This is a genomic window from Methanobrevibacter sp., from assembly GCF_045126245.1.
Classification (GTDB): domain Archaea; phylum Methanobacteriota; class Methanobacteria; order Methanobacteriales; family Methanobacteriaceae; genus Methanocatella.
The window spans coordinates 1-12,117 of record NZ_JBGVOG010000047.1 but is presented as its reverse complement, the minus strand read 5'-3'; the positions used below and the strand labels follow the sequence as shown (position 1 = coordinate 12,117).

Annotated in this window: 13 protein-coding genes; 11 read left to right on the top strand and 2 right to left on the bottom strand. The window is 35.5% G+C overall.

Going from position 1 to position 12,117, the window contains the following annotated elements; genetic code table 11:
• The 5 genes from metG to ACJMLZ_RS03740 form a co-directional block, all read left to right on the top strand.
• Positions 1-1,892, top strand: a 1,892-nt coding sequence (gene metG, locus ACJMLZ_RS03760) for a methionine--tRNA ligase (protein WP_405304020.1), incomplete at its 5' end; no start/stop codon positions are given.
• A gap of 12 nt (positions 1,893-1,904) precedes the next feature.
• Positions 1,905-3,482: a DUF530 domain-containing protein gene (locus ACJMLZ_RS03755; protein WP_405304019.1), complete on the top strand. Its 1,578-nt coding sequence runs from the start codon at positions 1,905-1,907 to the stop codon at positions 3,480-3,482.
• A 7-nt stretch (positions 3,483-3,489) separates the two neighbouring features.
• Positions 3,490-3,960 (top strand): hypothetical protein, encoded by a 471-nt coding sequence (locus tag ACJMLZ_RS03750; RefSeq protein ID WP_405304018.1) that lies wholly within the window; start codon positions 3,490-3,492, stop codon positions 3,958-3,960.
• Positions 3,961-3,964: 4 nt separating this feature from the next.
• Positions 3,965-4,978 carry an MraY family glycosyltransferase gene (locus ACJMLZ_RS03745; RefSeq protein ID WP_405304017.1) on the top strand — a complete coding sequence of 338 codons (1,014 nt, stop codon included), beginning with the start codon at positions 3,965-3,967 and terminating at the stop codon, positions 4,976-4,978.
• An 8-nt stretch (positions 4,979-4,986) separates the two neighbouring features.
• Positions 4,987-5,655 carry a 2,5-diamino-6-(ribosylamino)-4(3H)-pyrimidinone 5'-phosphate reductase gene (locus tag ACJMLZ_RS03740; protein ID WP_405304016.1) on the top strand — a complete coding sequence of 223 codons (669 nt, stop codon included), beginning with the start codon at positions 4,987-4,989 and terminating at the stop codon, positions 5,653-5,655.
• 53 nt (positions 5,656-5,708) lie between these two features.
• Here the strand turns inward: ACJMLZ_RS03740 and ACJMLZ_RS03735 are convergent, their stop codons facing one another.
• Both ACJMLZ_RS03735 and ACJMLZ_RS03730 read right to left on the bottom strand, forming a co-directional pair.
• On the bottom strand, positions 5,709-6,173 hold the full coding sequence (locus ACJMLZ_RS03735) for a DUF2115 family protein (RefSeq protein WP_405304015.1): 465 nt from the start codon (positions 6,171-6,173) through the stop codon (positions 5,709-5,711).
• The gene (locus ACJMLZ_RS03730) at positions 6,170-6,832 is read right to left on the bottom strand and encodes a histidinol phosphate phosphatase domain-containing protein (RefSeq protein ID WP_405304014.1); all 663 of its coding nucleotides are present in this window, start codon (positions 6,830-6,832) and stop codon (positions 6,170-6,172) included. Before ACJMLZ_RS03730 ends, ACJMLZ_RS03735 begins: the two co-directional genes overlap by 4 nt.
• 90 nt (positions 6,833-6,922) lie before the next feature.
• Between ACJMLZ_RS03730 and ACJMLZ_RS03725 the strand changes: the two genes are divergently transcribed.
• The 6 genes from ACJMLZ_RS03725 to ACJMLZ_RS03700 all read left to right on the top strand — a co-directional run.
• On the top strand, positions 6,923-8,146 hold the full coding sequence (locus ACJMLZ_RS03725; RefSeq protein WP_405304013.1) for an FprA family A-type flavoprotein: 1,224 nt from the start codon (positions 6,923-6,925) through the stop codon (positions 8,144-8,146).
• 101 nt (positions 8,147-8,247) lie between these two features.
• A complete protein-coding gene (locus tag ACJMLZ_RS03720; protein ID WP_405304023.1) occupies positions 8,248-8,757 on the top strand; it encodes a flavodoxin in 510 nt (169 codons plus the stop codon).
• Between the two features lie 598 nt (positions 8,758-9,355).
• Positions 9,356-10,201, top strand: coding sequence for a pantoate kinase (locus ACJMLZ_RS03715; RefSeq protein WP_405304012.1), 846 nt, complete (start codon positions 9,356-9,358; stop codon positions 10,199-10,201).
• Positions 10,194-10,709: a class I SAM-dependent methyltransferase gene (locus ACJMLZ_RS03710; protein ID WP_405304011.1), complete on the top strand. Its 516-nt coding sequence runs from the start codon at positions 10,194-10,196 to the stop codon at positions 10,707-10,709. The genes ACJMLZ_RS03715 and ACJMLZ_RS03710 overlap by 8 nt, the downstream gene beginning before the upstream one ends.
• A 449-nt stretch (positions 10,710-11,158) precedes the next feature.
• On the top strand, positions 11,159-11,953 hold the full coding sequence (locus ACJMLZ_RS03705) for a 2-amino-3,7-dideoxy-D-threo-hept-6-ulosonate synthase (protein WP_405304022.1): 795 nt from the start codon (positions 11,159-11,161) through the stop codon (positions 11,951-11,953).
• A 9-nt stretch (positions 11,954-11,962) separates the two neighbouring features.
• The coding region (locus tag ACJMLZ_RS03700) for a 3-dehydroquinate synthase II (RefSeq protein ID WP_405304021.1) at positions 11,963-12,117 on the top strand (155 nt) is incomplete at its 3' end.

Sequence of the window (12,117 nt, the reverse complement as noted above, 5' to 3'; positions counted from 1 at the left end):
GGTATAATAGGATGGTTGGCAATGATGTGCTGATGGTTTGCGCTACCGATGAGCATGGAACTCCAATTGCAGTAAAGGCTGATAAGGAAAATAAAAAACCGATTGAAATTTCTAAACGTTATCATGATATGATTGTTCGTGATGTGGAATCAATGAATATCTCATTGGACAATTTCACAAGAACCACTGATGATGTTCACTACGAAATAGCTAAAAACTTCTTTAAGGATTTATACGATAACGGATTTATCTACAGGGAAGATATCCAACAGTTGTATTGTCCGAACTGTAACAAGTTCCTTCCTGATAGGTATGTTGAGGGATTATGTCCTGTCTGTGGATCTGAAGCTCGCGGAGACCACTGTGAAAAATGTGGTAAGGCCCTTGATCCGACAGAACTTGATGAGCCTCACTGCATTACCTGCGGAACAACTCCGATAATCAAGGACACATTCCAGTACGCATTCAAATTGTCCGAGTTTGAAGATGACCTGATGGATTATATTTCAAACAATGAAAACCTTCCGGCCAACGTGAAAAATTATGCAACCAACTGGCTGAAGGACGGTTTGAACGACTGGATTTTGACAAGGGATATGGATTGGGGTATTCCGGTTCCTTTAGATGAAGCAAAAGGCAAGGTACTGTACGTATGGATTGAAGCATTCCTGGGTTATATATCCTCAGCTTCACAATGGTCAGCCCAATCCGGAAAGAAATGGGAGGAATATTGGAATGACTTTGTAGTTCACTTCATAGGAAAGGACATCATCTACCACCATTCAATATTCTGGCCTGGATTGTTAAAGGCATATGGCTGCAAATTGCCGGATATGATTTATGCCGGTGAATTCCTGTCTCTTGAAGGTGAAAAGATGTCAACAAGTAAAAACTGGGTTATATGGATAGCTGATTTTGTAAAGGATTATGACCCTGATTTGCTTAGGTATTACCTGACAATCAACGCTCCTTTAAATAAGGATTCTGACTTTTCATGGGATGATTTCCAGAGAAGAAACAATGATGAATTGGCTGACGTAATCGGAAACTTCCTTCACAGAACATTTACCTTTACCCGCAAGTATTTTGACAATAAGATTCCCGAATATAAAAATCCTTCCTCAGAAGATGAAGAATTCAAGAAAGCTATAGTGGAACTGCCTCAAAAAGCAGGCGAATGTATCTCCAATTTTGAATTCAGGGAAGGTTTGCTTGAAATATTCAAGGTTGCCAAAAAAGGAAACAAGTATTTCAATGACCAAGAGCCATGGAAAGCTGTAAAAGAAGACCCTCAAAAAGCGGCAAATTGTCTTTACTTATCAAATCAATTGGCCAAAACATTGGCTTACACATTAAAACCATTCCTGCCAACAAAAGCTGATGCGATAGCCAAAATCATGAATTTGGAAAACTTGGATGAGTGGAAAGATGCAGGTGTCTTTTTGGCAGAAGGTCATGAAATCAACAAGGCAAAACCGTTATTTAAAAAGATTGATGATGATGTAATCGAAGCCGAGAAGGCGAAATTGCAGGAAAATTTAAAACAAAGTAATGAGGATGAAAATATGAGTGATTTAATTAGCATAGATGATTTTGATGAAGTAGTAATTAAGATAGGTCAGGTAATTGAAGCCGAAAAGATTGAAAAATCCGACAAATTATTAAAGTTACAGGTCAACATAGGGGAGGAAAAACCAAGACAAATAGTTGCGGGACTTGCAAAATTCTACTCTTCTGAAGAATTGATTGACAGGAAAGTTTGTGTTGTAGCAAATCTGCAACCTGCTAAATTATTCGGAACACTATCCGAAGGAATGATTTTGGCAACAGGAGAAAGCGGTGCATTGTTATCTCCTGATGAAAATGCTGAAATCGGTGAGAGAATTCAATAAAATCTGATTAGTATGGAAGAATCTGTCCTGGTAAATAAAGCCGAGAAATACCTAAGAGAAATATCAAACGATTCAATCAGCTTAGATAATATTGATGACTTTGATGATTTCAAAAGTCTTTATTTTAAGCTAGATGACAGATTAAACCATTTGCAAAAACTGAAGGATGATATGGATGCTCAGGGATACACTACCCCATTCACATCCTTAAGCCGTTATGGAACCAAAGCAGTATCTGAGGTAACTCTAGATGAGGTGGGTGAAAACAGCCGTCACAATCAGATATTCAGAATGAAGGCAAATGCCAAAAAGAATATTCTCGATAGGGTCAAGTCCGCTATCGATTCACACAAGATTGCAATCGGCAATCTTAAGCAGTTCGGATATGTGAAGTGTGATTCCTGCTATAAGAAATATTCAATTGAAGAATACAAAAAAACAGGTTCAAAATGCAGCTGCGGCTGCAAATCTTTTACTTTTAAAATCAATAAAGGGGCAACACACAGGATTGAAATAATTCCATTCCTGCCGCTTTCGGGCAATTATATGGTTTTGATGAGCAACTTTTCCAGTTATGGGAGGGAAGCTCTCAAAAGGGTATTGGCCATTTTAAAGCAGGAACGTAAGGGTGTCGTAAAAACGATTTCCCTTGTTATCAGATTTAAAGATGAAAACAACAGGATAATTCGAAAAAACATCACTTTGGATTCTGAATATGTCGCAAATTATGAAGAGGAAGTAAGAAGGATATACGGGCCTCGAGTTAGAATCGAAGCGTTAAGGTTCCACAGAACCAAACCTGCCATTATTGATGATAAGCATGCAAGAACTGCTCTGGCCATCGCGTATGTCAGGTATTGCGAAAATATTATTTTAAACATCAAGGATGATATCTTAAAGAGAAGATTGTCCGATTTTAAAAGAATAAATAATTATGATGATATAATCAGCGAGTTTGAAAATCAGTCTCCGGAATTCATTGACAGATATGATGTTGATGCAATTGAGGCCTGGAGAAAAGCCCAAATCAACAATAAACTTAAAGAACTGAATTATCTGGATAAATTCGGAAACATGAAGAGGGCCCTGAAGAGGGATTTGAAGGTAAGGGACAATATTTACAGAAGCACTTTTGTAAACATTTCATCTGCCTTAATCATATGGGACATATTCAGATATTATATGACAACATCATTCAATTCCCGCAGAATCGATTCGGGACCATTTCCATACATTCGTGTTGAGCTTGACCGTGAACAGCGTAAGGTTTTCCAGACAACATATACTAAAGTCATTGAAATTTTAAATGATTTTACAGACATCAAGATTATTCCAGTTTATGAAATGGATCTGCTTTTATATGAGAAGTTCAAATTTGAAAAGCAGATTAAAAATTCTAATATCAAGTTCAACCATGTGGCGTTGGGTGCAGGATTGATATATGAAAATTCAGACATTGAACTTGAAGAGATAAGCAATGCATTCAACATTAATGAATCCAAGATTAAAAAAGAAATCAAGAATATTGACAATATCAAAAATCCAAAAAGCGATAAATCCAAAAAATTCCTTGATTTGATAAAGAAATAGTGATATTATGGACGAGAGCGTAACAAAAATTCATGTAACCAAAGTGCTGTCATCAGCCATGATTGTGGATTTGATAGACAAATATCCGAATTTGTCTGAGATTACATGTTCCCCAAGCGTTTATAATAGAACCTCCAAAAACTATATCGGTGCATTGCAGCAGCTGGATATTGAAGTCAATAAGGAATATAACTGGGGAGCTAAAAGCAGAACAAACGGCATTGAGAAGACAGTTTTGAATTTGGCAAAAAAAGGTTTGACAGCTCGTGAAATTTCAAGGAAATTAGACATTAACATCAATCGCGTTTATTATTTGCTCAGAAAAAATAAAGAGGATATAAGATTTGATAATTATAAAAGAAAAAATAATCACTCTGAGGTGAGGATTCTTAAAGATGAGGGTTTCTCTGCAAAGGAAATCTCTCAGAAATTGGATATTCCGTTAAGAAGTGTTTATTATATTTTAAATAAGAAGTGATACTATGATGATTCTTCCGCAACTTCCGTTATACGCAATTGCAATAATCTGTGGGTTACTTTCATTTTTTGTAACCAGATTTTCAATGCCAAGGATAATTAAGAAATTAGAAAATGCAAACATTGTTGGAAAAGATATTCACAAGTCATGGAAACCGATTGTGGCTGAAATGGGAGGATTCGGTATCCTCTTCGGATTTATCATTGGAATATTTTCAGGAATATACATGCACGATATTTTGGCATATCCGTTATGTGTTGTTTTAATTGTAATCCTGCTTGTGGGCATTATCGGAATAGTTGATGATTTGCTTGCACTCTCTTCAAAGGAAAAGTTTTTCCTATTGTTTTTGGCAGGTCTTCCATTGATTTGGGCGGCACCAAGTAATGTAGGAATCTTGTACCTGATAACAATTCCTATTGCACTGTCAATAGGATCTAATCTAACCAATATGTTGGCAGGTTTGAATGGAATTGAATCCGGTTTGGGCATTATTTCTATGACTTCCCTTACAATAGCATGCATAATTTTGGGGAAATATGATGTAACAATCATTTCCATGAGTATGTTGGGTGCTCTTGTTGCGTTTTTATACTTTAACAGATACCCTGCAAAGATTTTCCCAGGAGATACAGGGACACTGATTATCGGAGCGGCAATTGTATCAATCGCATTTATCGGAAGGGTAAAACTGATTGCTCTGATTGTTTTGATGCCGAACATTATTGACGCTGCCTTAAAGTTCTATTCAGCAGGTGTAATGAATCGTTCCCAACAAAAACCAACACAACTGAACGATGAAGGTAAACTGGTCAGACCGGAAACAGGATTCAAATCATTAATCAGATTAATCTTAAGAAAACCGATTGCTGAAAAGGATGCAGTAAGAATTATTTGGGGTATTGGCATTGTATTTGGTATCATAGGTATTTTAGTTGCTTTGATAATGCCTGGAATGCTTGAAAACCAGACTTTAATGAATTTCCTACAAATCAAAGAGATGTTTTATCATATTTAGGTGAAATAATGAAACCTTATGTAATACTTAGTGCGGCAATGACACTTGACGGAAAGATAGCGACAGAAACCGGAAGCTCAAACATTTCAGGACCTGAAGATCTCAAAAGGGTTCATGAGCTGAGACGCGAATGTGATGCCATCATGGTAGGAATCGGAACCGTGCTTGCAGACGATCCGAGGCTTACAGTTCACAAGGTTGATGCCGATCCAGAAGACAATCCCGTAAGGGTGGTTGTAGACAGCAGATGCAGAACCCCAATCGCTGCAAGAATCACAAACAAGGATGCAAAGACGATTATTGCAGGTGCAAACGAATACAAATATGACTTCATTGTATCTGACAGATATCAAACTTTCACAAAAAGGGGTGTCAACTTCTTTTGGAGTGGTGATAAGCGGGTAGACCTTGTTGCATTGATGAATTACCTGCATGAAGAGGGAATCAATAAACTGATGCTTGAAGGGGGAGCTACTCTTAACTTTTCCATGATAAAGGCAGGTTTGATTGATGAGATAAGACTATGCGTTGCGCCAATGGTCGTCGGAGGAGCAAATGCAAAGACATTATTTGATGGTGACGGATATCCATTGATGGATTTGGCAACAAAACTGGAACTTATTGATTCATATAATCTTGATAAGGATTTGATTTTGACTTATAAAGTTTTAAAATAACTTTATAATCTTTTTTTTTAATTCTTACAAAAAAATAATTTATATTTTAATTTTTAAAACATTCCAGAAAAGCTCACATTTTTACAAATGCAGTATCTGCACAGTGATTTTTTATCATGAATGTATCTTGCACGTCCTTTACAATAATAATCTCCATTAAAGAAGTAGACATCATCCCTGCTGTTTTCGCTAAATGGATGCAGTGGCTTTTTGGCAATCAGTACAAGGTATAATGAAATGTATTTTGTAAATTCACGGGTTTCCTCATCACCAGGAGCATATCTGTCGAAATAAAATCCAATATCTGACTGGATATTTTTGATGATTTTGTCTTTAATTTCAAAATCATCTTCAATATCGGCCTCATATATCTCATCATACACTGAAGAGTTATATTTTGCAAGTTTTTTAACTAAGGGGTCCCTGTATCTATCATCAACTGCCTTGTTTTTCAGGTAATCTATGGGATAGTCCTTTAAGTTTTGACGAATAATATTCAATAATTTGGATGCCTTCATAATATGCCTTTATTCTTAAGAAGTTCGCGAGGATTATCCACAATAGCTTTCTTTACTTCTTCTTCACTCAAACCGGCACCCAAAGCAATTTCATATGATTTTTCAAAGGTTATGAGGTTATCTGGAGAGTGAGTGTCGGTATTTACCAATAATTTATTTCCAACTTCACGGGCCACGTTTGCAACGTGTCCGTTTCCGAGACAATGGCCCTGACGGGCTGATATTTCCAGATAGATATCATTTTCCTTTGCAATTTCCGCCTCTTCAATTGTGATTAAGCCTGGGTGGCCTAAAATATCAACATGTTCGGATTCAACAGCGGCCCTGTTTGTTCCAGGTGTCACAGGCTCGTTTAATGTTTCACCATGAACAACAACTATTTTTGCACCTAACTCCTTTGCCCTTGCAGCTATTCCGTCAATGGATTCGCATGGGGCATGGGTTACTTCAGCACCTAAGACAACGGTAATGTCCCAGTTGGCATTGATGTCGTCAATGGCATCCTGAATGGCTGGAATTGTATCTACGTTTGACCAGTCAACATGATCTGTAATTGCAATTGCTTCATGGTTCAATTTTAAAGCCCTTCTTGCAAGTTCGGAAGGCAAAAGTTCCCCGTCACTGAATAAACTGTGCATATGTAAATCGATTCTTTTCATTTAAACATTTCCCCTTAATTATAACTATAATATTTTATATATTAGCTAGAATATAAATTTATATAACTTAAATTATTTGAGGTTATTAAAATGAAAGCAAAAGCAGTAAAAATAGCTGATGGTGTTTACTGGGTTGGAGTAATTCATTGGAATAGTAGAACTTTTCATGGATACGGAATTCCGGGAACCACATATAATGCTTATTTAGTATTTGGTGAAGAAAAAACTGTATTAATCGATAATGTTTACAGAGGAATGTTCGAGCAGTTCGATGCAAGAGTAAAGGATGCTTTTGAACAGGAAGGAAAAGAATTTAAAATTGATGTATTTGTTCAAAACCACTCTGAAATGGACCATTCAACATTTTTAAGAGAAACTATTGCTAAATACAACCCTGATGCAGAAATATATGCTTCCGCTAATTGTATCAAATTCCTAGAAGCTCAATATCATAACTTTTCTGATTTGGAAATCAATGCTGTTCAAACAGGTGACGAATTGGATATTGGTGGCAGAACCTTGAAGTTTGTATCTGCACCTATGCTTCACTGGCCTGACAGCATGTTCACTTTATTGGCTGAGGATGGCATATTGTTTTCAAATGACGCATTCGGTCAGCATGTGGCACGTTCAAAAAGATTTGATGAAGATTATAATGTTGAATACCTATTGAGGGAAGCTCAAAAATACTATGCAAACCTTGTAACATTAGGTTCACCGATGCTAAGGATGAAATTACAGGAATTGACAGACACCGGTTTGATTAATGATATTAAAATGATTGCACCATGTCACGGTCAAATCTGGAAAAACCCTGCACCTATTGTAGAAAAATACACAGAATGGGGATCCGGCGTCTGCAAGGATAAGATTACTGTAATTTATGATACTATGCACCACTCAACTGAAAAACTAGCTTTCCAAATCGCTGAAGGAATAATGAGTGAGGATGTTGAAGTTGTAATGTACTTTATGCAGGAAGACGGACCTGATGATGTGATTACAGATATTCTTGACTCAAAAGCCATTGCACTAGGTGCTCCTACAATGATGAACAAGGCATTTCCAAGAATCGGTAACATGATGTACTGGCTTGACTGTGTCAACTTCAAGGGAACCGGCAGTGAGAAAAACGCTTTGATATTCTCATCCAAAGGATGGGGTGGAGGAGCTGTTAAAAAACTCCAGGATGACCTTGAAAAAGCAGGATTTACTGTAACAGATACTATGGATGTTTTGTTTGTACCTGATGAGGATGTTTTGGCTGAAGCATTCGAAAAAGGTGCTGAACTCGCTAGATCTATTAAGGAATAGGTTTAGCCATTTCTTTTCTTTTTTTTTATTTTTAAAGTTAATTGTTGTAATTGGCAACATTTATATATTAAGTTTTTATTAAATTATATAATAGGGGTAATATAATGTCTGATTTGGTAATTTATTTTTCAAGAAGCGGTGAAAATTACTTCGGAGGAGTACTTAAAAACATAGAGAAAGGAAACACTGAAGTGATTGCTGAGTACATTCAGGAATTTACTGGTGCAGATTTGTTCAAAGTTGAACCTGCAGTAGAATATCCTGAAGATTATATGGAATGCATTGACGTTGCCAAAAAGGAACAGCAAAACGATGCAAGGCCTGAAATCAAGGAGTCTTTGGAAGATATTTCTGCTTATGATACAATCTATATAGGTTTTCCAAACTGGTGGGGAACACTTCCGATGCCTATGTGGACACAGCTTGAAAAACTGGATTTTTCAGGCAAAACAGTAAAGCCTTTCGTTACACATGAAGGTTCAGGCTTCGGTTCCAGTAAAAGGGATTTGGCAAAATTATGCTCCGGTGCTGAAATTGAAAATGGACTTTCCATTCCTGGTGCTAATGTATATGATGTAAAGGATACAGTTGAATCCTGGATAAAAGAATGAAAAGTTCTTTTATTTAATTATTATTTTTTTTAGTCAGAATATGGATATTGATAAATCATGATGTAAATTATACATTTTTTTTTAAAATAATTGAATGTTATATAAAAAATTTAAAATTTTTTCATTCTAATAATTAAAAAAATCTATTGTAAATTTCATAATGGTCATGGATTTTAATTAGTTTAATATTATTATATAAATTTTGAAATTTTATCTATTATTCATAGCAATTTTATATAAAATTTTTAATTTAATAAAAATTTTTATAGTCCTTTTATTTTTTCGCTGTCATTAAATTTAAAAAAGTTTATATTTGATGGCCGGTATATATTACATTACGGAATATGAATTCATATAAATTGTTTTGTATTCCTGAAAATTTAAATAATATAATATTATGTTTATTGTATGACATAACAGCAGAATATGAGGATGTCAAAGTATCCAACAAGATATATTTTAGCTAAATAAATGCAAAATTTAATTAGAGATTAATTTCTCTATTTTTTTCTTTTTTTTTTAAGATATTTTCTGGAAATATTTTTCTTATGTTTTTGTTTCAAAAATTTTAATTAATTTAAAGTCAATATCTTTTATCATGAGTAATTCAGTTTTTGTGCCGGGACACATTACAGGTTTTTTCAACATTGAAAACCATGAAATCAATCTGAAAAACGGATCTTGCGGTGCAGGATTTCTTCTTTCAAAGGGCGTCAAAACCACAATTTCCCCTGCAGATAAGCTAATCATAGATGTCAATAAGGGTGATGATACAGTAATCAGTGAAGTTCTTGATATCCTGGATGTTGATACTGATTTTAAGATTGCCCAGGACATTTCCCTTCCGATTGGTGCAGGTTTTGGAACTTCGGCGGCATCCGCATTGAGCCTGACTATGGCAATCAACGAATTTTTAAATCTCGGATATTCCAAGGAGTTATGTGGTCAAATAGCTCATAGGGCGGAAATCAATTTGGGTTCAGGTTTGGGAGATGTTATTGCACAGACTGGCAGAGGTTTGGTCTTAAGGACACAACCGGGAGCTCCGGGCATTGGTGAAATCAAATCATTCGAGCATGACGTATATGTCGCGTATAAGACATTTGGAAAAATAGATACGTCTGAAATTATCAATGACAGTAATTTCAAAAGGGTGATTTCCGAGGCAGGTATTAAATATCTGGAACTTTTTGAAAGCGAGCCTACTTTGGAGAACTTCTTGTCATTTTCTAACAGATTTTCCCATGATATAAATTTAATGTCTGAGGAGGTTGAAAATATAATTGATTATTTTAATTCTTCTAGTGATATTTTAGGCAGTTCCATGGCCATGCTTGGAAATACTGCATTTGCTTTTGCATATAATGAAGATGCATTCAAAAACTTGGGCATCAAAGACTTACATATAGATAAACTCAACAACATTGGTATCGTTTATGATTAAACTTAGTTATGATATTGAAAATTATCGCAGAGATCTTCTTGATTTGGTAAATTCTGGAGATGATGTAATAGAACTCGGATGCCATCTTGGAGGCACTACCAAATTGCTTGCGGAGGACTGCAATATAATTGCCATTGATAATTCTCCTGAGGCAGTAGATGAAATGGTTAAATTTGATAATGTTAAGTTCATTTCCGGAGATGTGCGTTTGCATGAGGTTTTGGGCGAAACATTTAAAATTATCCAATCATGTGATGTGCTGGCAATTGATTTGGGAGGAGGATACCATCCTGACACTGTTTTTAAGGTATTTTATATATGGTCTTCAACATTCAAGCCAAAGCACACCGTAATACGCAACAGGGGGATTTTGGAATTTTTCAACTCGGCAAAAGGCAGCGGCGAGGAGATAATCTGTGAAGATGGTTATCTTGAAACTTATCATGATTCGGGAATTCCTCCTCTGATTAAGGAATTTGACCTGTGGACTCCATCCCTTAAAAAATAGTTGAATTAAAGCATCATTTTTCAAAAAGTCATTCAAATCATTATCACCACAATCAAGATTATCCAAATCATGCTTTTCACTTAATGTTTCAAAATAATAATTTTCTTTAATGTATTTGATTTCCATAAAAATCAATTTAAATTGTTAAATTATTTATTTTTAACTTATTTCATGTCTAAATATTAATTTAACTTAATTAAATTATTTTTTTAATCTAAATATTGATTTTAAAAATGTTTCATATATTATTTTTAAAAAAAATAGGTATTTTGTAGCAAATAGCCATATTTTGATATTAATTTTCATAAATTGTTTATTTTTTAATATAAAATTTTAATTATTTTAAGATTTTTAATGAATATTTTTTAAATGATTGTCTAGTTTTACACAATTAATATTATATATGTTAATAAAGAAAAATATAATTCATAAGTCTTAATGAGGTTAATATAATGATAGGTAAAAAGATTCGTTTAGAAAGAATCATCAACAGAAATACTGGAAGAACCGTTATTGCACCGATGGACCATGGTGTATCAAGCGGTCCTATTCCGGGAATTATTGATATGGATGAAACAGTAGAAGAAATCTCCCAAGGAGGAGCAGATGCAATCCTGATGCATAAAGGTATTGTAAAGCAAGGGCACCGTGGTTACGGTGATGACATAGGTTTGATTGTCCACTTGTCAGCAAGTACTTCCCTTGCACCTGATCCAAATGACAAAGTGACAGTAACAAGCGTTGAAAAGGCAATTCAGCTTGGTGCTGATGCAGTATCAATTCATGTAAACCTAGGTAGTGAAACTGAAAGTCAAATGCTGCAGGAATTGGGAGCAATAGCTGAAACCTGTGACTACTGGGGAATGCCTCTTTTGGCAATGATGTACCCAAGAGGTCAAAAAGTGGAAAACGAACATGATGTGGAATTCGTAAAACATGCTGCACGTGTAGGATCCGAACTTGGAGTGGATATTGTCAAAACCAATTACACAGGAGATCCTGATTCATTCAGGGAAGTTGTTGAAGGGGCAATTGTACCTGTTGTAATTGCAGGGGGTCCTAAAGTAGACACCGATGAAGACTTATTGAACATGGTAAAGGATTCACTTGAAGTCGGCGGTGCAGGTGTAGCGTTCGGACGTAACTTGTTCCAAGCTGAAAACCCAGGAAAAATTACAAGGGCAATTGCTGAAGTTGTCCACCATGACCTTGAAGTTGAAGAAGCTATGAAATTCTTGAAATAGGGTGATTTGATGCAGAATAAATTCGCTTGGATAAGCACTCCCGATGAATTGTGGGAAGATAAAAAGGAAATGATAACCACAGCATTGGAATCAGGCATTGACCACGTTCTTGATTTGGATGACATAGAGCAAATCAGAAAGCTAGGCAATGTAAAGATCATTGC

Excerpts from the sequence above, each read along its gene's own strand:
- ACJMLZ_RS03755 (WP_405304019.1), top strand. The coding sequence starts at position 1,905 with ATGGAAGAATCTGTCCTGGTAAATAAAGCCGAGAAATACCTAAGAGAA.
- ACJMLZ_RS03750 (WP_405304018.1), top strand. The coding sequence starts at position 3,490 with ATGGACGAGAGCGTAACAAAAATTCATGTAACCAAAGTGCTGTCATCA.
- ACJMLZ_RS03745 (WP_405304017.1), top strand. The coding sequence starts at position 3,965 with ATGATGATTCTTCCGCAACTTCCGTTATACGCAATTGCAATAATCTGT.
- ACJMLZ_RS03740 (WP_405304016.1), top strand. The coding sequence starts at position 4,987 with ATGAAACCTTATGTAATACTTAGTGCGGCAATGACACTTGACGGAAAG.
- ACJMLZ_RS03735 (WP_405304015.1), bottom strand. The coding sequence starts at position 6,173 with ATGAAGGCATCCAAATTATTGAATATTATTCGTCAAAACTTAAAGGAC.
- ACJMLZ_RS03730 (WP_405304014.1), bottom strand. The coding sequence starts at position 6,832 with ATGAAAAGAATCGATTTACATATGCACAGTTTATTCAGTGACGGGGAA.
- ACJMLZ_RS03725 (WP_405304013.1), top strand. The coding sequence starts at position 6,923 with ATGAAAGCAAAAGCAGTAAAAATAGCTGATGGTGTTTACTGGGTTGGA.
- ACJMLZ_RS03715 (WP_405304012.1), top strand. The coding sequence starts at position 9,356 with ATGAGTAATTCAGTTTTTGTGCCGGGACACATTACAGGTTTTTTCAAC.
- ACJMLZ_RS03710 (WP_405304011.1), top strand. The coding sequence starts at position 10,194 with ATGATTAAACTTAGTTATGATATTGAAAATTATCGCAGAGATCTTCTT.